Here is a 21,994-nt window from a genome sequence, read left to right as displayed (position 1 = left end):
CTCCGCTACTCCCCGACCATGACAGCAGCAAGAATAGTATCGGGTCGAATCGCCTTGTTGCTCGCGGGGCTGCTGGCGCTGGTCCTTGGTACCGGGCCGGCGGCGGCGCAGGTTCCGGGGCAGCGTCACGTGCAGATGCGGATCGTCGCCGAAAGCGACTCGCCCGCTGCCGGATCGGGCGTCGCGATCGCGCTGGTGTCGGTGCCCGATGCCGGCTGGCACGGCTATTGGCAGAATCCGGGTGCGGTGGGGACCCAGCCGCGGCTCAACTGGACGTTGCCGGCCGGCGCGAGCTTCGGCGACCTTCGCTATCCGGTGCCCGAACGGCTGACCGTTGCAGGCATCATGAACTACGTCTATGAACGCCCTTGGACGTTACTGACCGAACTGCGGGTGCCGGCCGGACTGGCCGTCGGTACGAGGCTGCCGATCCGGCTGGCGATCGATTATCTGGTCTGCACCCGGGAAATCTGCGTGCCGGAAAAGGCGGTGCTGACCGCCGATCTGACTATCGGCGACGGTGTGATCGATCCGGCACGGCGTGCGGCGTTCGACGGCTGGCGGCGGGCCCTGCCCAAACCGATCGGATCGCCGGCCGTGTTCCAGCCCGGCGAGCAACTGCGGTTGCGGGTGCCGTTCCCGGCCGATGTCGCAATCAGCACTGCCTATTTCTTTCCGCTGACCGAGGATGCCGTCGATTATGACGCGCCGCAGACGATCCGGCGCGACGGCGACGCGATCGTCGTCGCGACGAAAGGCACCGGGCGTCCGGCGGTCCTCGAAGGCGTGCTGGCGACCGGACAAGGTCAGGGGTTCGAGATTCGCGCGACACCGGGGGTCGTCGCCGCGCCCGCCGAACCGGCACCGATCCGCGCCGCGCTGATCGCCTTTGCCGGGGCGTTGCTGGGCGGGTTGCTGCTCAACATCATGCCGTGCGTCTTTCCGATCCTGAGCCTGAAGGCGTTAAGCCTTGCCCGATCGGGCGAGTCGGCGTCCCATGCGCGCGCGGAGGGGGTGGCGTACACCGCCGGTGCCGTGGCGATGTGCCTGCTGCTCGGCGGTGTGCTGCTCGCGATCCGGGCGGCGGGGGTGGCGGCGGGCTGGGCGTTTCAGCTGACCGATCCGCGGGTCGTGCTGCTGTTGCTGGTGCTGACCGGCGGCATCGCGCTGAACCTTGCCGGGCTGTTCGAACTCCCGACGCCGCAGGTGGGGGCACGCAGCGGGCGGGGCGGGGCGTTCGCGACCGGCGCGCTGGCCGCGTTCGTCGCGACGCCGTGCACCGGGCCGTTCATGGGCGCAGCGCTGGGATCGGCGCTGGTCCTGCCGCCGGTCGCGGCGATGGCGGTGTTCGCCGGGCTGGGCTTCGGGCTGGCGCTGCCGTTCCTGCTGCTCGGCTTCGTGCCGGCGCTGCGCCGTCGCCTGCCGCGACCGGGTGCGTGGATGGACGTGTTCCGCAAATGCCTGTCGGTGCCGATGTTCCTGACGGCGCTGGCGCTGGCATGGATATTGGGGCGACAGGCGGGGGTCGACGGGATGGCGACGGGACTGGCGGCGCTGCTGGTGGCGGCGCTCGGCCTGTGGTGGACCGGACGGCGGCAGTTGCGCGGGCTCGATCGGCCATGGTGGCCGGGTCTGGCGGCGCTAGTGCTTGCGGTCGGTTCGGCCATGCTGGTGCATCGCGCGCCGCCCGCCGGTGCCGCACCGACCGGCATCGCCGGGGCCGAACCGTTCAGCGAGGCGCGACTGGCGTCGCTGCGGGCCGAGGGCAAGCCGGTCTTCGCCTATTTCACCGCAGACTGGTGCCTCACGTGCAAGGTCAACGAACGTGCCGCGATCGAGACTCGAGTGGTCGCGGACGCGTTCGGCAAGGGCGGCGTGAAGGTGCTGGTCGGCGACTGGACCGATGGCGACCCGGTGCTGGGCCGTTTCATCGAGGCGCATAACCGCGCCGGCGTACCGCTGTATCTATTTTATGCACCGGGCAGCCGCGATGCCCGGGTTCTGCCGCAGGTACTTACACCGGCGACCCTCACCGATATCGTCTCCTGACCCCGAACTTGCTTGCCAGCGCGCGCTTCGCAACGCAGCATAGGGAGAAATTAGCGGCAGGCGGCGTTGGGGGACGAATGGGGCAAGCGTTCGATGAAATCTGGGGACATGGTGGGCCGGACAATCCGCGCGCTGACCTTGCGGCTCTGGCGCGGTGGATGCGCGAGGTGCCGCCGCACGAGTTGAAACGACGCCTGCAATCGGCCGAGGCGACCTTCCGCCAGCTCGGCATCACCTTTGCCGTCTATGGCGAGAGCGAGGCGGCCGAGCGGATCATTCCGTTCGACATCGTGCCGCGCGTGTTCAAGGCCGACGAATGGACCCGCCTGTCCCAGGGGCTGATTCAGCGGACGCAGGCGATCAATGCGTTCCTCGACGATATCTACGGCGAGCGCCGTATTCTGAAAGCCGGCGTGCTGCCCGCCGACCTGATCTTCGGTAACGCCCAATTCCGTCCTGAAATCGCCGGCATCCGGCCGCCGCACGGCGTGTGGGCGCATATTTGCGGCATCGATCTGGTACGGACCGGGCCGGACGAATTCTTCGTGCTGGAGGACAATGCCCGTACGCCGTCGGGCGTGTCGTACATGCTGGAGAATCGCGAGGCGATGATCCGGCTGTGCCCCGAACTGTTCCGCAATTTCCGGGTGGCGGCGGTCGACAGCTATCCCGACCTGTTGCTCGAAACGATGCGATCGGTCGCACCGCCGGGTGCCGGCGCGCATCCCAATTGCGTGGTGCTGACACCGGGGCATTTCAATTCTGCCTATTACGAACACAGTTTCCTCGCCGATTCGATGGGGATCGAACTGGTCGAGCCGGCCGATCTGGTCGTCGATGGCGATGTGGTGTGGATGCAGACCATCGCCGGGCGGGTCCGGGTCGACGTGATCTATCGCCGGATCGACGACGACTTCATCGACCCCGTCGTGTTCCGGCCCGATTCGCTGTTGGGCGTACCGGGGCTGATCGCCGCCTATCGCGCGGGCAACGTCGCGCTGGTCAACGCGCCGGGCAACGGCATTGCCGATGACAAGGCGATCTACAGCTACATGCCCGAGATCGTGAAATTCTACGCGGAGAGCGAGCCTTTGCTCCCCAATGTCGAGACGTGGCGCTGCCGCGAGCCCGACGCGCTGAAATATGTCCTCGACCATCTGGGCGAAGTGGTGGTGAAGCTGGTCGATGGATCGGGCGGCTATGGCATGCTCGTCGGACCGACCGCGTCGAAGGCGGAGATCGAGAATTTCCGCCGCGCGCTGATCGCCGAGCCGCAGCGCTACATCGCGCAGCCGACGCTGGCGCTATCGACGGTGCCGACACTGACCGATGCCGGGCTGGCACCCCGCCATGTCGACTTCCGTCCGTTCGTGCTGACCGGTGCCGACAAGATACAGGTCGTGCCGGGCGGCCTGACCCGCGTCGCGCTGAAGGAAGGGTCGCTGGTCGTCAATTCCAGCCAAGGCGGCGGGACCAAGGACAGTTTCGTGCTGATGGACGATCCGCCGATGCAGTCGCAGACGTTGGGCGGCATGACCCAGTCGCAGGGGGGACGCTGACATGGCGATGCTCTCCCGTACCGCCGCCTCGCTCTACTGGCTTGGCCGCTATGTCGAACGCGCCGATTTTCTCGCACGGCTGGTCGAGGCGACGGTGCGGCTCGACGCGCTGTCGTCGCGCCCGGCGGGCGATGCGGCATGGGCCAGCGCGCTGGCGGTCAGCTATACCGAGGACAGTTTCGCCGCGACGGACCAGCCGGTCGGACAGGCATCGGTCGCGCGGTTCCTGACCTGCGACCGCAGCCATCCGGGGTCTATCCTGTGGTGCCTCGACGCCGCCCGCAACAATGCGAAGGCGGTGCGCACCGCGCTGACCCGCGACGCATGGACCGCGATCAATCGCGCCTGGATCGTCTTCAACGCGCCGCGCGGCGAGGAGGGCGAGGACATTCTCGACTTGGTCGAGGCGATCAAGGCCGAGGCGCGAGGCTTCGAAGGCGCGGTCCAGCGCATGATGAAGAACGAGGCGACGTGGTTCGTGCAACTGGGTGCTGCGATCGAGCGGGCCGACAACACCGCGCGACTGATCGACGTCAAATATCACCTGTTGCTGCCCGAGGGGGAGCGGATCGGTGGTGCGATCGACCGCGATCAATGGACGACGATCCTGCAGACCGTGTCGGCGGTCACCGCCTATCGCTGGCTCTACAGTGACGGATTGAAGCCGGCCAGCGTCATCGAGCTGCTGCTGTCGCGGGGCGAGGTGCCGCGCAGTCTGGCAGCGTGCGTCGATGAAACGGTCGATATGCTCAACATGCTGGGCAAGCGCACCGGCTTTCAGGGGGAGGCCGATCGCATGGCGCGTGCCCGGCTGGCGCGGATGCAGAAGACCCGCGCGCATGAGGTCATCGTCAACGGCCTCCACGAATATCTGACCGCTTTCATCCGGGAGAATGCGATGCTCGACGCCGCGATCGCCCGCCAGTTCCGCTTCATCTGATGCGGCTGTCGGTCCAACACGAAACGCACTATCACTTCACCGAACCGCAGGCGCGCATCGTCCAGCTGCTGCGCCTGTTCCCCGGCGATACCAGTCAGCAGACGGTGGTGAACTGGCGGATCGACGTCGACTGCGACGCGCGGTTGCGCGAGAGCATCGACGGCTACGGCAATCGGACGCGGATGTTGTATGCCGAGGGGCCGGTCGAGACGCTGAACCTGATCGTCACCGGCGAAGCGCTGTTGAGCGAGAGCGATGGGCCGATTGAGGGCACCGACGAACCGTTTCCGCCCGATCTGTTCCTGCGGACGACGCCGCTGACGATCGCCGATGACGCGATCGCCGCGCTGGCGACAGGCAATGATCTGGCGGCGATGACGGCGCTGGCGGCGGCGATCCATGCCCGTTGGCCGCTCGACCGGCGACCCACGCCGACGATCCGCAGCGCGGTCGACGCGACGGCGGACGACCGGCTGTCGCCGCGTGACATGGCGCAGATCTTCGTCGCCGCTGCCCGCGCACAGGGCGTTCCTGCGCGCTATGTGTCGGGGTACAGCCTGTCGGGCGATGACGCGCGCCGTACTGCCGCGCCGCATGCTTGGGCTGAGGCGTTCGTGGCGGACGGCTGGTATGCGTTCGACCCCGCTATGGGTGGCCGATCGGGCCTCGATCATATCCGCGTCGCGGTGGCGCTGGACGCCGCTGCGGCCGCGCCGATCGCTGGGGTGCGGATGGGCGCGGGCGACGAGGTGCTCGACGTCGATGTACGGGTAGAAGAGGCGTAACCCCCCCCGGCACTGGGAGGGGGACCGGCGACGCTGGCGAAGGGAGATTTCCGCGTACGGATCGCTCGTGGAGCGCCCCCTCCACCATCGCCTTCGGCAATGATTTCCCTCCCCTTGCCGGGGAGGAATTGCAGCTTACGCCTCGGCTTTTTTGTAGTTCTTCAATTCGTCGCCGACGATCTGCACGACGTGCAGCACGTTGGTCGACCCCGGCGTCCCGAACGGCACGCCCGCGCAGACGACGACGCGGTCGCCGGCACCCGCGATATTGTGACGCAGCACCATGCGCTTGGCCTTGGCCACCATTTCCTCGAACGACGCGACATCCCGCGTATGGACAGCGTGGACACCCCACAACAGCCCCAGCCGGCGTGCGGTATCGATCTGCGGGGTCAGTACCATGATCGGCACCGCCGGACGCTCGCGCGCGATCCGGCGCGCGGTCGAACCCGATTTGGTGAAGCACAGGATCGCCTTCGCATCGACCGTCGCCGCGATGTTCTTGGCGGCTTCGGCCAGCGCGTCGGCGGTGGTCGGATCGGGACGCAGCACGGTGAAGTGGACGCGGTCGCCATGCGCCGGGTCTCGTTCGACCGCGTGCGAGATGTCGTTCATCATCGTGACCGATTCGACCGGCCAGCTGCCCGCGGCGCTTTCCGCCGACAGCATGATCGCGTCGGCACCGTCATAGACGGCGGTGGCGACGTCGGACACTTCCGCCCGGGTCGGCGAGGGTGACGTAATCATCGATTCGAGCATCTGCGTCGCGACGACCACCGGGCGGCCGAGGCGGCGGGCGGTCTCGACGATGCGCTTCTGCAGCGGCGGCACCGACTGCGGCGGCAATTCGACGCCCAGATCGCCGCGCGCGACCATCACGCCGTCGCACTGCTCGACGATCTCCTCCAGCCGCGCGACCGCCGACGGCTTCTCGATCTTGGCGAGCAGTGCGGCCTTGCCCTGGATCAACTTGCGCGCCTCCGCCAGATCCTCCGGCCGCTGCACGAACGACAGCGCGATCCAGTCGACGCCCTGTTCGACCGCGAAGTGCAGGTCGGAAATATCCTTGGGCGTCAGCGCCGCCATCGGCAGCACCACATCGGGGACGTTCAGCCCCTTCGAATTGGACAGCGCGCCGCCGACCACGACCTCGGTGACGATCTTCTGATCGTCATGGTCGAGCACGCGCAACACCAGCTTGCCGTCGTCCAGCAGCAGACGGGCATCGCGCGCGATCGCGGCAAAGATTTCCTGATGCGGCAATTCGACGCGGGTCGCATCGCCCGGCTCGTTCGACCGGTCGAGCGTGAAACGCTGCCCGGTTTCGAGCATCACCTTGCCCTCGGCGAAGCGGCCGACGCGCAGCTTGGGTCCCTGCAGATCGGCGAGGATCGTGGTCGGGCGGCCATATTGGCGCTCCAGCCCGCGAATCGCCTCGATCACCGCGATCTTCGACTGCTGGTCGCCATGGCTCATATTCACCCGGAATGCATCGGCGCCGGCTTCATACAGCTTCGCGATCATTTCCGGGGTGTTGCTGGCGGGACCGAGCGTGGCGAGAACGCGAACCTTGCGCGAACGGGGGCTAATGGCCTTGGTCATAATCACTCTCCGGGCGTTGCGCGCCTGCCTCTAGCCCTTATTCGTAAACGATCAACCTTGGAGGCCAATGTCATGGCAACAATCGATTCAATGGGCGAACAGGCACAGGCGGCGGCGTTCCGGCGTCTGGTGCGTCACCTGCAACATCGCACCGACGCGCAGAATGTCGACCTGATGGGACTGGCCGGTTTCTGCCGCAACTGCCTCGGCGATTGGCTGGGTGAAGCGGCGGGCGTGTCGAAGGACGAGGGACGTGAGGCGGTGTACGGCATGCCCTATGCCCGGTGGAAGGCGACGCACCAGTTTCCTGCCACGCCGGAGCAGATCGCGAAAATGGAAGAAAGCGTCGCGCGGAACCAGACCGACGACGCGCTCGACGAGGCGCTGGAGGACAGCTTCCCGGCCAGCGACCCGCCGGCGATCACCGAGCCGCGCTGATCGGTTGAGGCGGGCGCGCGGATCGGCTAGGCGCGCCCGTTCCCTATTCGCGTGAAATTCGAGGACCGCATGACCGACAATGTTTCGGCGGAACAGCTCCGCCTGCTGATCGAACGTATCGAACGGCTGGAAGAAGAAAAGAAGGGCATCAGCGACGACATCAAGGACGTCTATGGCGAAGCCAAGTCGACCGGGTTCGACGTGAAGACGATGCGCAAGATCATCAGCCTGCGCCGGATGGAAAAGCATCACCGCGACGAAGCGGACATGCTGCTCGAAACCTATAAACAGGCACTCGGTATCTGAACACCGGACAAGGGGGCAGCGACATGGCCAGCGTCTTTCACTTCGCGACGCGCCTGCTCAAGGGGCATGGCGATCCGCATGGCGAGGAAGAAGCCCATGTCCTGTCCGCGATCGAACGCGGCGCGCCGGTCTCGCGCGATGCGGCCGACGAATCGGACCTGCGCTCGACGGTCGGCGACCGGCTGGCGGATCGGGTGGCGGCGGTCGGCGGGTCGTGGGGGTTCATCATCGCCTTCACGGCGGTGCTGCTCGGGTGGATGCTGCTCAATTCCGACGTGCTGTCGCATTTCGGGCTGGCGTTCGACCCCTATCCCTACATCTTCCTGAACCTGATGTTGTCGACACTGGCCGCGATCCAGGCACCGGTCATCATGATGAGCCAGAACCGGCAGTCGGAAAAGGATCGGCTGGCGGCGCGGCTCGACTATGAAACCAACCTGCGCGCAGAGATCGACATCCTCGCGCTGCATGCCAAGCTGGACGTCGACGTGATCGACCGGCTGGCGGCGCTGGAGGCGAAAATCGACGCGCTGGCGCAACGCGCGCCGTCCGCCTAAGAGCGGACACAGAACATAAAGAGGCACCGATGGCAGGCCATAGCAAATTCAAGAACATCATGCACCGCAAGGGTGCGCAGGATAAGAAGCGGTCGGGCATGTTCAGCAAGCTCAGCCGCGAAATCACCGTCGCGGCGAAGATGGGCCTGCCCGATCCCGACATGAACCCGCGCCTGCGCGCGGCGATCAACGCCGCCAAGGCGCAGTCGATGCCCAAGGACAATATCCAGCGTGCGGTCGACAAGGCGTCGAAGGGCGATCTCGAGAATTACGAGGAAATCCGCTACGAGGGCTTCGGCCCGGCCGGAGTTTCGCTGATCATCGAGGCATTGTCCGACAACCGGAACCGCACCGCGACCAATGTGCGGACCGCCGTGTCGAAGAATGGCGGCAATCTGGGCACCGCCGGTTCGGTCAGCCACGGCTTCGACCGGGTGGGCCTGATCAATTATCCTGCCAAGGCCGGCGACGCCGAAAAGGTGTTCGAAGCCGCATTGGAAGCAGGAGCCGAGGACGTGACGTCGAGCGAGGACGGCCACGAAATCTGGACTGCCGTGGGCGATCTCCACGAAGTCGCCAAGGCGCTGGAACCGGTGCTGGGCGAGGCGGAGGGTGCCAAGCTGGCATGGCGGCCGCAGACGATGGTCGCGGTCGGCGAGGACGATGCGGCGACGTTGTTCAAGCTGCTCGACGCGCTCGACGACGACGACGACGTCCAGACCGTATGGGGCAATTACGAAGTGTCCGACGAGGTCATGGAGAAGCTGGGTTGACGCCTTTCATCCTCCCCGCCTGCGGGGAGGGGGACCGCCGCGCAGCGGTGGTGGAGGGGGAGCACCTCGCAGCACAGCGCTCGCGGAAGCCCCCCTCCACCAGCTACGCTGGTCGCCCTCCCCGTGAACGGGGAGGGTCTGGAACGTGCTGATCCTCGGCCTCGACCCCGGTCTCGGCACCACCGGCTGGGGCATCATCCGGGCCGATGGCAACCGCCTCAGCCACATCGCCAACGGCCAGATCCGTACCGACCCCTCGATGCAGCTTCCCCGCCGTCTCGCGCTGCTGTTCGGTGCGTTGGGCGAGGTGATCCGCACCGAACGCCCCGATGGCGCGGCGGTCGAGGAGGTGCTGGGCAACAGCAACGCGCAGTCGACGCTGAAGCTGGGGCAGGCGCGCGGCGTCGTGCTGTTGTCCGCCTCCACCGCAGGACTTCCGATCGGTGAATATCATCCGAGCATCGTCAAGAAGGCGGTGGTCGGCACCGGCGGCGCGGACAAGAAGCAGATTCAGGCGATGGTCGGCCATTTGTTGCCCGGCGTGAAGCTGTCGGGTCCCGATGCCGCCGACGCGCTGGCGGTGGCGATTACCCATGCCCATCACCTTGCCAGTGCCCATGCGCGGGCGCGGCGGTCGACAGGGATCGGGGCGTGACCCTTGCCGCGCCCGTATCCCCGCGCAGGTGGGGATCCAGAGCCATACAGAACCGGCGTCGATTGTCGCCCTGGATCCCCGCCTGCGCGGGGATACGGTGTATTGAGAGAAATCCTGCATGATCGCCCATCTCAAAGGCACGCTGTCCGTCTCCGGCATCGACCACGCCGTCATCGACGTGAACGGCGTCGGTTATCTGGTCGGCGCGTCGTCACGGACGTTGCAGGCGCTGGGGCCGGTCGGCGGCAGCGTGACGATCCATACCGAGATGCTGGTCGCCGAGGATTTCATCCGGTTGGTCGGTTTCGCCACGGCGGACGAGCGCGACTGGTTCCGGCTGCTGACCGGCGTGCAGGGGGTCGGCGCGCGGGTGGCGCTCGGCATTCTGTCGACGCTGTCGCCCGAGGAAGTCCGCACCGCGATCGCGCGCGGCGACAAGGCGAGCATTGCCCGCGCCAACGGCGTCGGCCCGAAACTGGCGCAGCGTATCGCGATGGAACTGAAGGACAAGGTCGGCGGCATCGCGATCGGTCCGGGGGTGGTGGCACCCGCGGCGGGCGGTGACGGGGTCGAGGGGGACGCGGTGTCGGCGTTGCTCAACCTCGGTTTCCGGCCGGCCGAAGCGGCGACGGCGGTCGGCAAGGCGGCGGAGGAACTGGGCGCGGGTGCCAGTCTCGACGCGATGGTCAGGCTCGCGCTGCGAAAAGCGTCCCGCACCTAAAGCTCCTCCCCGGCACGGGGAGGATTTTGAAGCAGCTTTCTTCCTCCCACGCGAACAGCTAGGGAACACGCGTGACCGACGACCGCATGACCACCCCGCTTCGCCGTCCCGAGGACGTCGACGCAGCACTCCGCCCCAAGGCGCTGGACGAATTCGTCGGGCAGCAGGCGGCGCGTGAAAATCTGCGGGTGTTCATCGATGCCGCGCGCGGGCGGGGCGACGTGCTTGACCATGTGCTGTTCTTCGGTCCCCCCGGCCTCGGCAAGACGACGCTGGCGCAGATCGTCGCGCGCGAAATGGGCGTGGGGTTCCGCGCCACGTCTGGCCCGGTCATCGCCAAGTCGGGCGACCTCGCCGCGCTGCTCACCAACCTCGAAGACGGCGACGTCCTGTTCATCGATGAAATCCACCGGCTGAATCCGGCAGTCGAGGAAGTACTGTACCCGGCAATGGAGGACCGTGCGCTCGACCTGATGATCGGTGAGGGGCCGTCGGCGCGGAGCGTCCGCATCGACCTGCCGCGCTTCACGCTGGTCGGGGCGACGACCCGGCAGGGGTTGCTGACCACGCCGCTGCGCGACCGTTTCGGCATTCCGGTTCGCCTGCAGTTCTACACCGTCGACGAACTGACCCGCGTCGTCATCCGCGCGGCCGGGTTGCTGGGGCTCGGCATCGCGAGGGACGGCGCGACCGAAGTCGCGCGGCGTGCCCGTGGTACGCCGCGGATCGCCGGTCGCCTGCTGCGCCGGGTCCGCGACTTCGCCAATGTCGCGGGGGTCGAGACCGTCGATGCGCGCACCGCCGATGCCGCACTCAACCGGCTGGAGGTCGATGCCAAGGGGCTTGATGCGATGGACCGCCGCTATCTGACGATGATCGCCGATGTGTATCGCGGCGGCCCGGTCGGCGTCGAGACGCTGGCCGCCGGCCTGTCCGAACCGCGCGACACGATCGAGGAAGTGATCGAACCCTATCTGATCCAGATCGGCATGGTCGCGCGCACGGCGCGGGGGCGCTGCCTGAACGCCGGCGGATGGAAGCATCTCGGCTTCGAACCGCCGGCCGGATCGCAGGACGGTCTGTTCGACTGAGGAATCGCCATGAAGAAGACTTTGCTGACGTCGGCTGCGCTGGGTTTGATAAACGCGCCCGTTGGTGCCGCCGAAACGCCGCTCACGATCGGCGTGACGATGCGTGGCGATGCCGCCGCACGGATCGACATCGAAGGGGTGCAGTTCGTGCTGCCCGATGAACAGGACGCGATGTCAGCGGCGCTCAAGGCGTTGCCGGACAAGGACCGCCCGGTCACGATCGCGGTGCTGGGAAAGGTCGCGGCCCCGTACCGGGTGATCGGTGGTATCCTGTATCTGACCCAGTCGGCCGGCTTTACCCAGGTCACGGTCCTGAACGAATCGCCGGCGGATTGACGGGTCGGACGGGCCCTTCACCCCTTTCCCCGTCCGGTCGCAGTGGTTAAAGCGGACGAATGACCGACCCCGACCAGCCGGCCGGCGGCCGCTTCACGGGCGGTACGCATCGCTTTCCCGTTCGCATCTATTTCGAGGACACCGATCTGTCGGGTGTCGTCTATCATGCGAATTATTTGCGCTATTTCGAACGCGCGCGCAGCGACATGCTGATGATCGCCGGTATCGATCAACGCGCCGCGCACGAAACGGGTGAGGGGGCCTATGCCGTCCGCTCGATGCAGCTCGACTGGCGGGCGCCCGCGCGACTGAACGATGCGCTGGTCGTGGTCAGTACCGTCGAACGCGTGCGCGCGGCGGCGGTCGATATTCATCAGACAGTCATCCGCGACACACTCTTACTGGCATCGGCCCGGGTTGAGGTTGCGTTCGTGGCCCCGAACGGGCGTCCGCGTCGTCAACCGGCCGCGTGGGTCGACACCTTCCAGCGCCTGGTCGCAACCGAAAAAGGGGCATGATGGACGTACTCGTGAACACCGACGCCGCGACCATGTCGCCCGTCGCGCTCTTCCTCGCCGCCGACTGGGTGGTGAAGGCGGTGATGCTCGGCCTGCTGCTGGCCAGCATCTGGACGTGGGCGATCATCATCGGCTTCCTCGTCCGCGCGCGAAAGGTGCGGCGCGACATCGACCGGTTCGAAACCGAGTTCGAACAGGCCGAGGATATCGACGCCTTCCACCGGTTGCAGGGGACGCGCGACACCGCCATCGCCCGCATCTTTTCGTCGGGGGTGCGCGAATGGCGTCGCTCGACCGCATCGAAGCAGATCGATCGCGACGGCACCCGCGAACGGCTCGCCACCGCGATGGCATCGAGCGTGGCGGACGAGAGCGAGACGCTGGCCGACCGGCTGAACGTGCTGGCGACGATCGGGTCGGTCGCACCGTTCGTCGGGCTGTTCGGCACAGTGTGGGGCATCATGCGGTCGTTCACCGCGATCGCGTCCGAACAGAATACGTCGCTGGCCGTCGTCGCGCCCGGCATCGCTGAGGCATTGTTCGCCACCGCGATCGGCCTGTTCGCCGCCATCCCCGCCGTCATCGCTTATAACCGCTTCAGCCACAGCGTGAACCGGATCGAGTCGCGGCTGAACCGCTTTGCCGACGCGTTCCATGCCACGCTGTCGCGTCAGCTCGAAGGGGTCTGAACGATGGGCATCAACCTGCCGTCCGCGAAGGGTAAAGGGCGTCGTGCGCCGATGGCGGAGATCAACGTCACGCCGCTGGTCGACGTGATGCTGGTGCTGCTCATCATCTTCATGGTCACCGCGCCACTGATGACCGCGGGCGTGCCGGTGAACCTGCCCGACAGCCGCGCGAAGGCGGTCGAACAGACGCAGCAGCCGGTGACGCTGTCGATCGATGCCGATGGCCGGACCTATCTCGACGATGTCGAAGTGTCGGCCGACAATCTGCCCGGCGAACTGGAAAAGATCGCGGCGGCGGGTGCCGGGGCGACCGAACCACGACAGGTGATGCTGCGCGCCGACCGCGCGCTCGATTACGGCCGGGTCAACGGCGTACTCGGCGAACTGAACCGCGCGGGGCTGAACCGGGTGTCGCTGATCAGCGTGGCGCAGTAACGCGATGCAGAAGGCGGAGAAGATCGGGCTTGGCATCGCGGTTGCGGGACATGCCGTCCTGTTCGGCCTGCTGTCGGTCGGCTTCCTCGCCACGCCGAATCCGGTGAAGTTGAAGAGCCAGCCGATGGACGTCAGCTTTGCGGAGGACGTCGCCGCCGAGCAGAGCGCGCCTGCCCAGACCGACGCTCCGGCGGTTGCCCAGGCCCCCGACACCGGCGCGCCGGAAGACGCCGCCCCGCCCGAGGCGGTGGAAGAACCGGCTCCGGAACCCGCACCCGCGCCGCCGGCGCCGGCACCGCGTCCGCAGCCGGCACCGCGCCCTGAACCAAAGCCCGCGCGGAAGCCCGTTCCGGCTCCCAAGCCGGTGGCGAAGCCGGTCCCCAAGCCTGCGCCGAAACCCGCGCCCGCGCCCAAGCCGGAACCGAAGCCGGCTCCGGCCAGGCCGGCGCAGCGTCCCGCGCCGGCACCGGCACGGCCCGCACCAGCGGCGAAGGCTCCGGCGAAACCTGCAGCCGCCAAACCCGCCGCGACCAAGGGGCAAGGCACCAATGCGCAGGCGACCGCCCCCCGGCCGCGAGGCGGGCGTCTGGGCGACAATTTCCTGAAGGGCATTGCCGACACGCCCAAGCCTGGCAAGGCGGAGGCACCGCGCGGTACGGCAGTTTCGACGCAGCAGGTCGCTGGCCTGGGCGCCGCAATCCGCCGGCAAGTGCAGCCCTGCGCCAATCGGGTGCCCAGCCCCGGACCCGGTGCCAACCAGATCACCTCCAAGGTTGTGCTGAACATGCGTCCCGACGGTACGCTTGCGGCCAAGCCGACCATTCGTGGCCAGACCGGCGTCGATGGCGAGAACGAGCGGTACGCCCAGCGGGTTGGTGAAATGGCGATTGCCGCGTTCATCCAGTGCGCACCTTACGAACTCCCAGACGAACTATATGAAGGCGGCTGGAAAACGATCATCATCAACTACAAACTACCCGGCTGACCGGAGAGGATTTATGCGTAGAAAGACCCTGGCTTTTGGTGCGGCGCTGGCAGGCGTGCTGGCCGCGCCCGCCGCGTTCGCGCAGGTCGAGGTGGATATCGAGGGCGGTATCTCCGAACCGTTGCCGATCGCGGTGCCGGTGATGCCGACGCCGCAGGTCGCCTCGACCCCCGCCGGGTCGACCGATGCGCTCGGGCGGCAACTGGCGGAAATCGTCGCGGGCGACCTGCGCAATTCCGGCCTGTTCAAGCCCGCCGGCCCCGCCGGCCTTCCCGCCGTCGCCATGGCACAGGTCCAGTCGCCCGATTATGCGGTGTGGAGCGGCGCGCAGGCGCTGGTGCAGGGCTATGTCCGTGCCGAGGCGAACGGCACGCTGACGATCGGCTGCTATCTCTACGACACGTTCGGCCGCACCGAACTGACGCGGCAGGGGTTCAACGTGCCGCCGGCCGAATGGCGTCGCGCCGCACATAAATGCGCCGATGCCGTCTATACCCGCCTGTCGGGCGAAGGCCCCTATTTCGACAGCCGCATCGTCTATGTCAGCGAAACCGGGCCGAAGGGCAAACGGATCAAGCGGCTGGCGATCATGGATCAGGACGGGGCCAACCACCGCTTCCTGACCAACGGCCAGTCGATCGTGCTGACCCCGCGTTTCGCGCCGGGCCAGCAGTCGATCGTGTATATGAGCTATGTCAACGACCGGCCGGCGATCTACATTCTCGATCTCGGCACCGGGCGGCAGCGGCTGCTGGTGCAGAATGCGTCGCTGACCTTCGCGCCGCGCTTCTCGCCCGATGGCCGTTATGTCCTGTTCTCGATGGCGCAGGCCGGCAATACCGATATCTACCGCGTGCCGGCAGCGGGCGGCAGTCCGCAGCGGCTGACCAATGCGCCCGGCATCGACACCGGCGGCAGCTATTCGCCCGACGGGTCGAAGATCGTATTCGAAAGCGACCGCTCGGGCACCCAGCAGCTATACGTCATGAACGCCGACGGATCGAACCAGCAGCGGATCAGCTTTGGCGGCGGGCGCTATGCAACGCCGGTCTGGAGCCCGCGCGGCGACCTGATCGCCTTCACCCGGCAAGGCGGTGGATCGTTCCGCATCGGCATCATGTCCCCTTCGGGCGGTGGCGAAAAGCTGCTGAGCGATGCCTGGGGCGACGAAGGACCGAGCTGGTCGCCCAATGGCCGCGTGCTGACCTTTTTCCGCAGCGCACAGGGATCGGGCAAGACACAGATCTGGTCGGTCGACCTGACCGGATCGAACATCCGCCGCATTCCGACCGCGCTCGACGGGTCGGACCCGAGCTGGGGCCCGATCCGGTCCTGAGGCTTTCACCAACAGGGGCAACTCCGGTACAGGGGCATTGTAGCGGGTGCGATACGACCAAGGGAGGTTTTGATGACCAAGTTTTCGACCACGCTGATCGTCGGCGCGGCGCTGCTGACGACCGCCGGCTGCGCCAAGAAGCGACCCGAGGTGCTGCCGCCGGCACCGGGCCAGACAGTCGATTCGAACGCCGGTACCGGCAATACCGGAACGGGCACCGGCACCACGGGCGTCGTGCCGGGATCGCGCGCCGATTTTCAGCAGTCGGTGGCAAGCGACACGATCAATTTCGGTCTCGACCAATATGATATTGATGCGTCGGCACGCGCGGTACTCGACAGCCAGGCACAGTGGCTGGCGCGCTATCCGAATGTGCGCGTGACGATCGAGGGGCATTGCGACGAACGCGGTACCCGCGAATACAACCTCGCCCTCGGCGATCGCCGGGCCAATGCGGCGTCCAGCTATCTGGCGACCCGCGGCATTTCGCCGTCGCGGATCACCACGATCAGCTATGGCAAGGAACGCCCGCTGGCGCTCGGTTCGGACGAAGGTGCATGGGCGCAGAACCGTCGCGCGGTGACGGTGGTGCTGCAGTAAAAGGATCATACCTGCCCGGTCGAGCGGCGATCGGGCAGGGGATCAACCCGCCAGCTTCAGCCGGCCGCGCCCCTCCGCCTTTGCGGCGTAGAGCGCGCGGTCGGTGCGGGTATAGACGGTCGATACAGTATCGTCGGCGCGGACCATGGTCATGCCGGCAGAGAAATCGATTCGGAAGTCCGGCTGCGTCGCGATTACCGAAACCTCGCGGACTTTGTCGCGCAAGCGGCCGACCGCCGTTTCGGCATCGGCGATCCCTTGATCGGGGAACAGGATCAGAAACTCCTCGCCGCCAATCCGTCCGAACGCGTCGCACGTGCGCAGGCCGGCGCGGACCGTCCGTGCGAAGGCTTGCAGGACCTGGTCCCCGGCGACATGGCCGAAGCGGTCGTTGACCTGTTTGAAATGATCGAGATCGATCAGCATTGCCGCCGTGTCGGTCGAACGACCGGCCTGCAATGCCGTGATCCGGCAGCCGAGCAATTCCATGATGTGCGCCCGGTTCGACAGCCCGGTCAGCGGATCGGTCGAGGCCGACTTCAACGCGATGTCACGTTCCTGGCGCAGGGCACGCTCCGATTCCCCCAGCCGGGTAATGTCGAGCGCGGTGAACAGGATATGGCCGTCAGGCAAGGTTTGCTCGACGATATGCAGCCACGTTCCGTCATGCATGTCGGTCTCGATCGACAGCGACGGCACCTTGCCGCGGCGCGATAGCGATGAGCTTAACCAGACCTCGAAATCATCGTGCGACACGATCGGACCGCGCCGATGGGCATGATTCCGACGCATCATCGACACCCAGTCGATCCGCTCGTCCGGTCCGAGAAAGAAGGCGCGCCGAAACGCGGGATTGGCGAACAGGATCAGTCCGGCGGGGTCGTAGAGCGCGATCATCGCGTCGGCCTGGCCGACCCCTTCGATCAGTTTTGCGACGGTTGCGGACACGATACTGTTCCGTACGGAGTGACAGGCAAACCGATCGAGTAGAAGACTTGACCGGCCAGACGTTTCGTTGTCGATCCGCAACAGAATTCTACGATAGAGTGTTTAAGATTTGCCCGCCGCCAGTCGTGGCTGGCGGCGGGACAACGGCGTTACGCTTCGGCTGGAGCCTTGGCCTTGCCGCCCTTGCGAGGTTTTTTGGGAGCGGCCGGTGTGATTTCGAACGCCAGTGCATTGTCCTTGAGCGTCACGCTGACCTCACCGCCATGGACCAGCTTGCCGAACAACAGTTCCTCGGCGAGTGGCTGCTTGATCTTGTCCTGAATCAACCGACCCATCGGACGCGCACCGTACAGCTTGTCATAGCCCTTTTCGGTCAGCCACGTCTTCGCCGCTTCGTCGAGGCGGATATGAACGCTGCGATCGGCCAGCTGCAGTTCAAGCTGAAGGATGAACTTGTCGACCACCCGCGCGACGACTTCCGGCGGCAGGTAGCCGAACGGCACGATCGCATCCAGCCGGTTGCGGAATTCCGGCGTGAACAGCTTGCGCACCGCCTCTTCCTGCACATCCTCGCGATCGATCTGGCCGAAACCGATCGATTCCTTGGCCATGTCCGACGCGCCCGCATTGGTTGTCATGATCAGGATGACGTTGCGGAAATCGACGGTCTTGCCGTGGTGGTCGGTCAGTTTGCCATTGTCCATCACCTGCAACAGGATGTTGAACAGGTCGGGATGTGCCTTCTCGATCTCGTCGAGCAGCAGCACGCAATGCGGCTGCTGATCGATCGCATCGGTGAGCAGACCACCCTGATCGTACCCGACATAGCCCGGAGGCGCACCGATCAGCCGGCTGACCGAATGGCGTTCCATATATTCGGACATGTCGAACCGCTGGAGCGGGATGCCCATGATTTCCGACAGCTGGCGCGCGACTTCGGTCTTACCGACGCCGGTGGGGCCGGTGAACAGATAGTTGCCGATCGGCTTGTCGGGATCGCGCAGGCCCGCACGCGACAGCTTGATCGCCGAGGACAACGCCTTGATCGCATCGTCCTGTCCGAACACCACCCGTTTCAGGTCGAGTTCGAGATTGGCGAGCGCGCGCGTATCGTCGGTCGAAACCGTTTTCGGCGGGATACGCGCCATCGTTGCGATGACCGCCTCGATTTCCTTCGAGGTGATGGTCTTCTTGCGCTTGGGGGCCGGCACCAGCATCTGCATCGCGCCGACTTCGTCGATCACGTCGATCGCCTTGTCGGGCAGCTTGCGGTCGTTGATGTAGCGCGCCGAGAGTTCCACCGCCGACTTGATCGAATCGGGGGTGTACTTGACCTTGTGATGCTCCTCGAACGCGGTGCGCAAGCCGGTCAGGATCTTGATCGTATCCTCGACCGTCGGTTCGTTCACGTCGATTTTCTGGAACCGGCGCAGCAGTGCGCGATCCTTTTCGAAGTGGTTGCGGAACTCCTTGTAGGTGGTCGAGCCGATACAGCGGATTTGCCCGCCCGACAGCGCAGGCTTGAGCAGGTTCGACGCGTCCATCGCCCCGCCGCTGGTGGCACCAGCGCCGATGACGGTGTGGATTTCGTCGATGAACAGCACCGCGTGTGGCAGCTTCTCCAGCTCGGTCACGACCTGTTTCAGTCGCTCTTCGAAATCGCCGCGATAGCGGGTGCCGGCGAGCAGTGCGCCCATATCGAGCGAGTAGATGACAGCGGGCAACAGCACTTCGGGCACGTCGCCCTCGACGATCTTGCGCGCCAGCCCTTCCGCGATCGCGGTCTTGCCGACGCCCGGATCACCGACATACAGCGGATTGTTCTTCGACCGGCGGCACAGGATCTGTACCGTGCGATCGACCTCGGCCGACCGACCGATCAACGGGTCGACCTTGCCGATCTTCGCCTTTTCGTTCAGGTCGACGCAGAACTGCTTGAGCGCGCTTTCGCCCTTGCCCTTGTCGGCCACCTTCGGCGTTTCCTTTTCCTCGGTACCCTTGGGGCTAGGAGTTTCGGTGGCGGTCGATCCGCCCTTGCCGACGCCGTGGCTGATGAAGCTGACCGCGTCGAGCCGGCTCATGTCCTGCTGTTGCAGGAAATAGACGGCATAGGTCTCGCGCTCGCTGAACATCGCGACCAGCACGTTGGCGCCGGTCACTTCGTCGCGGCCCGACGACTGGACGTGCAGGATCGCGCGCTGCACCACGCGCTGGAAACTGCTGGTCGGCGACGGATCGGTCGCGGCGTCCAGTTTGAACGTGTCGAGTTCGGTGTCGAGATAATGCGCGACGGTGGTGCGCAGTTCGTCGAGCTCGACGCCGCAGCCGGTCATCACCTTCGCCGCGTCCGGATCGTCGGTCAGCGCGAAGAGCAGATGTTCGAGCGTCGCATATTCGTGCCGGCGCGAGGATGCGGCCTCAAGCGCCTTGTGCAGCGTGGATTCCAATGCGGATGCGAAGGATGGCATTCAATTCACTCCGGTCGGCCGGCGGGAACGCGCCGGCCCTGCGTCCCGGTGTCCCGGGTCTTCCACCATGTCGGTACGCCGCCGCCCGGCATCAAGCGGGGGGCGGAACATCTCATGACCGGAACAGCGCGTCGGCACTGGACCGGTGGCTACGCGCGGCGTCGATTCGCGCACGGCATCGCACGATCTCGCCTTCCAGCGCGTCGATTCGCGCGGTCAGCTCGTCTTGAGACAACGGGTCAAGATCCTCGCGCAACAGCATGGCGAGCAGGTTGCCACGAACATGGTTAACATTTTCGTCGGGTTCCATTGCAAGCAGCGTTGACCCTGTGGCCGACGATGTCAATAACGCGCCGGTGCAGGGGGAAGACTATATGGACGTGCCAGCGGCGATGCGTGCGATCGATCCGGCCGAACCGGGTGGCCCGGAAGTGCTGACGATCGTCGAACGCCCGACGCCGCAACCGGCGCAGGGGGAGGTGCTGATCCGCATCGCCGCCGCCGGGGTCAACCGGCCCGACGTCCTGCAACGCACCGGCGGCTATCCGCCACCGCCCGGCGCATCGTCGATCCCCGGTCTCGAAATATCGGGCGAGGTCGTGGCACTGGGTGAGGGCGTCGATCTGCATTGGCTGGGGCAATCGGTCTGCGCGTTGCTGGCGGGCGGGGGCTATGCCGAATATGCCGCGGTCCCGGCCGGCCAGTGCCTGCCCGTGCCCGAAGCGCTGTCGATGGTCGAGGCGGCGGCGCTGCCCGAAACGCTGTTCACCGTGTGGACCAACCTGTTCGAACGTGGGTATGCGGCGGACGGGGACACGGTGCTGGTCCATGGCGGCACCAGCGGTATCGGCACGATGGCGATCCTGCTCGGTCGCGTCTTCGGTCTGGAGGTCATCGTAACCGTCGGCAGTGAGGCGAAAGCGCGCGCGGCGCTCGACCTTGGGGCAGCGCACGTGATCAACTACCGTACCGAGGATTTCGTCGAACGTGTAGCCGACATCACCGGCGGCAAGGGCGTCAGCGTCGTGCTCGACATGGTCGGTGGCGACTATGTCCCGCGCAATATCAAATGCCTCGCCGAGGATGGCCGCCACGTCTCGATCGCGGTGCAGGGCGGGGCGAGCGCCACCGTTCCGCTCTGGGATATCATGCGCCGCCGCCTGACCCTGACCGGGTCGACGCTGCGTGCCCGTGATGCGGCGTTCAAGGAAATGGTTGCCGATGAACTGTCGCGGACCGTGTGGCCGCATGTCGAGGCAGGGCGGCTGCGTCCGGTGATCGACAAGACCTTTCCCCTTGATCGGGCGGACGAGGCGCATCGACGCATGGAGGCGGGCGATCATGTCGGCAAAATCGTGCTGACGGTTGCGTCCACAGCCTGAAACGCGCTGCAAAGCGCCAAAACCCGCGACCGCTTGCCCTTTTCGGCAAGCGGTACTAAGTCCGTTCCCAACGTGGCCGCCCGGTTTGGGCGGCCCTTTCTATTTCGGAGACCCGTCGTGGCCCAGCCGCTGATGCCGCACGCGACCGCTTCCTGGCTGGTCGACAACACCGCCTTGTCCTTTCCGCAGATCGCCGATTTTTGCGGCCTTCACGTTCTTGAAGTGCAGGCGATTGCCGACGATACCGCCGCGACCAAGCTGACCGGTCGCGATCCCGTCCGCGCGCACGAACTGACGATGGACGAAATCGAGAAGGGGCAGAAGAACCCCGAGTATCGTCTGGTGATGATGAAGGGACCCGATCAGGTCCGCCGGACCAAGGGCCCGCGCTATACCCCGGTGAGCAAGCGGCAGGACAAGCCGGACGGCATCGCGTGGATCATCCGCAACCATCCGGAAATCAGCGACGGCGCGATCGGCAAGCTGATCGGCACCACCCGCACCACGATCGCCGCAATCCGCGACCGCACCCATTGGAACATCGGTAACATCACGCCGAAGGACCCGGTTACGCTGGGCCTGTGTTCGCAGCGCGAACTCGACGCGCTGGTCGGCAAGGCCGCGAAGGCGGCCGGGATCGAAGCCCCCGCCGACACCCGTCTGGAGGGCGATCGCGAGGCGCTGATCGAACAGCTCCGTAACGAACGTACCCAGGCCGCCCGCGACGCCGAACTGGCCGAACGCGGCGAACTGCCCGAAACGTCGGGCTCGTTCTTCGATCCGTTCAAGCGCTGAACTGCTAAAGCGCATCCGCGCTTATG

At 66.2% G+C, this 21,994-nt stretch carries 24 protein-coding genes; 20 read left to right on the top strand and 4 right to left on the bottom strand.

Translation table 11 applies throughout. From position 1 onward, the window contains the following. Positions 1-18 precede the first annotated feature (18 nt). The 4 genes from ASE90_RS03970 (at position 19) to ASE90_RS03955 (ending at position 5,333) form a co-directional block, all read left to right on the top strand. Positions 19-2,049 carry a protein-disulfide reductase DsbD family protein gene (locus ASE90_RS03970; protein ID WP_055996193.1) on the top strand — a complete coding sequence of 677 codons (2,031 nt, stop codon included), beginning with the start codon at positions 19-21 and terminating at the stop codon, positions 2,047-2,049. 77 nt (positions 2,050-2,126) lie between these two features. Beyond that, on the top strand, positions 2,127-3,608 hold the full coding sequence (locus ASE90_RS03965) for a circularly permuted type 2 ATP-grasp protein (protein ID WP_055996190.1): 1,482 nt from the start codon (positions 2,127-2,129) through the stop codon (positions 3,606-3,608). Positions 3,609-3,615: 7 nt separating this feature from the next. Beyond that, entirely contained in the window at positions 3,616-4,548 is a 933-nt protein-coding gene (locus tag ASE90_RS03960; protein ID WP_200910782.1) for an alpha-E domain-containing protein, read from the top strand. Further along, positions 4,548-5,333, top strand: coding sequence for a transglutaminase family protein (locus tag ASE90_RS03955; protein ID WP_055996186.1), 786 nt, complete (start codon positions 4,548-4,550; stop codon positions 5,331-5,333). Before ASE90_RS03960 ends, ASE90_RS03955 begins: the two co-directional genes overlap by 1 nt. Before the next feature lie 135 nt (positions 5,334-5,468). Here ASE90_RS03955 and pyk read toward each other — a convergent pair whose 3' ends face one another. After that, the gene (gene pyk, locus ASE90_RS03950; RefSeq protein WP_055996183.1) at positions 5,469-6,935 is read right to left on the bottom strand and encodes a pyruvate kinase; all 1,467 of its coding nucleotides are present in this window, start codon (positions 6,933-6,935) and stop codon (positions 5,469-5,471) included. A gap of 72 nt (positions 6,936-7,007) precedes the next feature. Between pyk and ASE90_RS03945 the strand changes: the two genes are divergently transcribed. The 14 genes from ASE90_RS03945 (at position 7,008) to pal (ending at position 16,375) form a co-directional block, all read left to right on the top strand. Further along, a complete protein-coding gene (locus ASE90_RS03945; RefSeq protein WP_055996181.1) occupies positions 7,008-7,373 on the top strand; it encodes a DUF1244 domain-containing protein in 366 nt (121 codons plus the stop codon). A gap of 69 nt (positions 7,374-7,442) precedes the next feature. Beyond that, positions 7,443-7,679: a DUF2312 domain-containing protein gene (locus ASE90_RS03940; protein WP_055997244.1), complete on the top strand. Its 237-nt coding sequence runs from the start codon at positions 7,443-7,445 to the stop codon at positions 7,677-7,679. 23 nt (positions 7,680-7,702) lie between these two features. After that, entirely contained in the window at positions 7,703-8,236 is a 534-nt protein-coding gene (locus tag ASE90_RS03935; RefSeq protein WP_055996180.1) for a DUF1003 domain-containing protein, read from the top strand. Positions 8,237-8,265: 29 nt separating this feature from the next. Beyond that, positions 8,266-9,009, top strand: coding sequence for a YebC/PmpR family DNA-binding transcriptional regulator (locus tag ASE90_RS03930; RefSeq protein ID WP_055996177.1), 744 nt, complete (start codon positions 8,266-8,268; stop codon positions 9,007-9,009). A gap of 145 nt (positions 9,010-9,154) precedes the next feature. Further along, the gene (gene ruvC / locus ASE90_RS03925; protein WP_055996174.1) at positions 9,155-9,664 is read left to right on the top strand and encodes a crossover junction endodeoxyribonuclease RuvC; all 510 of its coding nucleotides are present in this window, start codon (positions 9,155-9,157) and stop codon (positions 9,662-9,664) included. A gap of 118 nt (positions 9,665-9,782) precedes the next feature. Then, entirely contained in the window at positions 9,783-10,385 is a 603-nt protein-coding gene (gene ruvA, locus ASE90_RS03920; RefSeq protein WP_055996171.1) for a Holliday junction branch migration protein RuvA, read from the top strand. Positions 10,386-10,456: 71 nt separating this feature from the next. Further along, positions 10,457-11,476, top strand: a complete 1,020-nt coding sequence (gene ruvB / locus ASE90_RS03915; RefSeq protein WP_055996168.1) for a Holliday junction branch migration DNA helicase RuvB — start codon at positions 10,457-10,459, stop codon at positions 11,474-11,476. 9 nt (positions 11,477-11,485) lie between these two features. Then, positions 11,486-11,812 (top strand): hypothetical protein, encoded by a 327-nt coding sequence (locus ASE90_RS03910; protein WP_055996166.1) that lies wholly within the window; start codon positions 11,486-11,488, stop codon positions 11,810-11,812. Positions 11,813-11,871: 59 nt separating this feature from the next. Further along, on the top strand, positions 11,872-12,330 hold the full coding sequence (locus tag ASE90_RS03905; protein ID WP_055996163.1) for a YbgC/FadM family acyl-CoA thioesterase: 459 nt from the start codon (positions 11,872-11,874) through the stop codon (positions 12,328-12,330). After that, complete coding sequence (gene tolQ / locus ASE90_RS03900) at positions 12,330-13,019, top strand: protein TolQ (RefSeq protein ID WP_414888890.1); 690 nt, start codon at positions 12,330-12,332, stop codon at positions 13,017-13,019. Before ASE90_RS03905 ends, tolQ begins: the two co-directional genes overlap by 1 nt. Positions 13,020-13,022: 3 nt before the next feature. Beyond that, a complete protein-coding gene (gene tolR, locus ASE90_RS03895) occupies positions 13,023-13,454 on the top strand; it encodes a protein TolR (RefSeq protein WP_055996157.1) in 432 nt (143 codons plus the stop codon). A 4-nt stretch (positions 13,455-13,458) separates the two neighbouring features. Next, the gene (locus ASE90_RS03890; protein WP_055996154.1) at positions 13,459-14,439 is read left to right on the top strand and encodes a hypothetical protein; all 981 of its coding nucleotides are present in this window, start codon (positions 13,459-13,461) and stop codon (positions 14,437-14,439) included. A 13-nt stretch (positions 14,440-14,452) separates the two neighbouring features. Continuing rightward, positions 14,453-15,775 (top strand): Tol-Pal system beta propeller repeat protein TolB, encoded by a 1,323-nt coding sequence (tolB, locus tag ASE90_RS03885; RefSeq protein ID WP_055996151.1) that lies wholly within the window; start codon positions 14,453-14,455, stop codon positions 15,773-15,775. A gap of 72 nt (positions 15,776-15,847) precedes the next feature. Further along, positions 15,848-16,375, top strand: coding sequence for a peptidoglycan-associated lipoprotein Pal (gene pal, locus ASE90_RS03880; protein WP_055996148.1), 528 nt, complete (start codon positions 15,848-15,850; stop codon positions 16,373-16,375). 42 nt (positions 16,376-16,417) lie between these two features. On the opposite strand, the gene ASE90_RS03875 is transcribed toward pal, so the two are convergent. From ASE90_RS03875 to ASE90_RS03865, 3 genes are all read right to left on the bottom strand, one after another. After that, positions 16,418-17,323 carry a GGDEF domain-containing protein gene (locus ASE90_RS03875; RefSeq protein WP_200910769.1) on the bottom strand — a complete coding sequence of 302 codons (906 nt, stop codon included), beginning with the start codon at positions 17,321-17,323 and terminating at the stop codon, positions 16,418-16,420. A gap of 149 nt (positions 17,324-17,472) precedes the next feature. Next, on the bottom strand, positions 17,473-19,791 hold the full coding sequence (gene clpA, locus ASE90_RS03870; RefSeq protein WP_055996145.1) for an ATP-dependent Clp protease ATP-binding subunit ClpA: 2,319 nt from the start codon (positions 19,789-19,791) through the stop codon (positions 17,473-17,475). Between the two features lie 112 nt (positions 19,792-19,903). Continuing rightward, a complete protein-coding gene (locus tag ASE90_RS03865; protein ID WP_055996142.1) occupies positions 19,904-20,101 on the bottom strand; it encodes a DUF1192 domain-containing protein in 198 nt (65 codons plus the stop codon). Between the two features lie 82 nt (positions 20,102-20,183). Here ASE90_RS03865 and ASE90_RS03860 point away from each other — a divergent pair, with 82 nt between their 5' ends. Both ASE90_RS03860 and ASE90_RS03855 read left to right on the top strand, forming a co-directional pair. Next, positions 20,184-21,173, top strand: a complete 990-nt coding sequence (locus ASE90_RS03860; protein ID WP_055997238.1) for an NAD(P)H-quinone oxidoreductase — start codon at positions 20,184-20,186, stop codon at positions 21,171-21,173. 132 nt (positions 21,174-21,305) lie between these two features. Beyond that, the gene (locus tag ASE90_RS03855) at positions 21,306-21,968 is read left to right on the top strand and encodes a DUF1013 domain-containing protein (protein ID WP_082449530.1); all 663 of its coding nucleotides are present in this window, start codon (positions 21,306-21,308) and stop codon (positions 21,966-21,968) included. Positions 21,969-21,994: the final 26 nt, after the last annotated feature.

The sequence above is a fragment of the Sphingomonas sp. Leaf67 genome (assembly GCF_001421965.1).
In the GTDB taxonomy this organism is placed as follows: Bacteria; Pseudomonadota; Alphaproteobacteria; order Sphingomonadales; family Sphingomonadaceae; genus Sphingomonas.
This window is presented reverse-complemented; position numbering and strand designations above follow the sequence as displayed.

What these genes read in the sequence shown, in the direction of transcription:
- ASE90_RS03970 (WP_055996193.1), top strand. Translation starts at nt 19, where the DNA reads ATGACAGCAGCAAGAATAGTATCGGGTCGAATCGCCTTGTTGCTCGCG.
- ASE90_RS03965 (WP_055996190.1), top strand. Translation starts at nt 2,127, where the DNA reads ATGGGGCAAGCGTTCGATGAAATCTGGGGACATGGTGGGCCGGACAAT.
- ASE90_RS03960 (WP_200910782.1), top strand. Translation starts at nt 3,616, where the DNA reads ATGCTCTCCCGTACCGCCGCCTCGCTCTACTGGCTTGGCCGCTATGTC.
- ASE90_RS03955 (WP_055996186.1), top strand. Translation starts at nt 4,548, where the DNA reads ATGCGGCTGTCGGTCCAACACGAAACGCACTATCACTTCACCGAACCG.
- pyk (WP_055996183.1), bottom strand. Translation starts at nt 6,935, where the DNA reads ATGACCAAGGCCATTAGCCCCCGTTCGCGCAAGGTTCGCGTTCTCGCC.
- ASE90_RS03945 (WP_055996181.1), top strand. Translation starts at nt 7,008, where the DNA reads ATGGCAACAATCGATTCAATGGGCGAACAGGCACAGGCGGCGGCGTTC.
- ASE90_RS03940 (WP_055997244.1), top strand. Translation starts at nt 7,443, where the DNA reads ATGACCGACAATGTTTCGGCGGAACAGCTCCGCCTGCTGATCGAACGT.
- ASE90_RS03935 (WP_055996180.1), top strand. Translation starts at nt 7,703, where the DNA reads ATGGCCAGCGTCTTTCACTTCGCGACGCGCCTGCTCAAGGGGCATGGC.
- ASE90_RS03930 (WP_055996177.1), top strand. Translation starts at nt 8,266, where the DNA reads ATGGCAGGCCATAGCAAATTCAAGAACATCATGCACCGCAAGGGTGCG.
- ruvA (WP_055996171.1), top strand. Translation starts at nt 9,783, where the DNA reads ATGATCGCCCATCTCAAAGGCACGCTGTCCGTCTCCGGCATCGACCAC.
- ASE90_RS03910 (WP_055996166.1), top strand. Translation starts at nt 11,486, where the DNA reads ATGAAGAAGACTTTGCTGACGTCGGCTGCGCTGGGTTTGATAAACGCG.
- ASE90_RS03905 (WP_055996163.1), top strand. Translation starts at nt 11,872, where the DNA reads ATGACCGACCCCGACCAGCCGGCCGGCGGCCGCTTCACGGGCGGTACG.
- tolQ (WP_414888890.1), top strand. Translation starts at nt 12,330, where the DNA reads ATGGACGTACTCGTGAACACCGACGCCGCGACCATGTCGCCCGTCGCG.
- tolR (WP_055996157.1), top strand. Translation starts at nt 13,023, where the DNA reads ATGGGCATCAACCTGCCGTCCGCGAAGGGTAAAGGGCGTCGTGCGCCG.
- ASE90_RS03890 (WP_055996154.1), top strand. Translation starts at nt 13,459, where the DNA reads ATGCAGAAGGCGGAGAAGATCGGGCTTGGCATCGCGGTTGCGGGACAT.
- tolB (WP_055996151.1), top strand. Translation starts at nt 14,453, where the DNA reads ATGCGTAGAAAGACCCTGGCTTTTGGTGCGGCGCTGGCAGGCGTGCTG.
- pal (WP_055996148.1), top strand. Translation starts at nt 15,848, where the DNA reads ATGACCAAGTTTTCGACCACGCTGATCGTCGGCGCGGCGCTGCTGACG.
- clpA (WP_055996145.1), bottom strand. Translation starts at nt 19,791, where the DNA reads ATGCCATCCTTCGCATCCGCATTGGAATCCACGCTGCACAAGGCGCTT.
- ASE90_RS03865 (WP_055996142.1), bottom strand. Translation starts at nt 20,101, where the DNA reads ATGGAACCCGACGAAAATGTTAACCATGTTCGTGGCAACCTGCTCGCC.
- ASE90_RS03860 (WP_055997238.1), top strand. Translation starts at nt 20,184, where the DNA reads ATGCGTGCGATCGATCCGGCCGAACCGGGTGGCCCGGAAGTGCTGACG.
- ASE90_RS03855 (WP_082449530.1), top strand. Translation starts at nt 21,306, where the DNA reads ATGCCGCACGCGACCGCTTCCTGGCTGGTCGACAACACCGCCTTGTCC.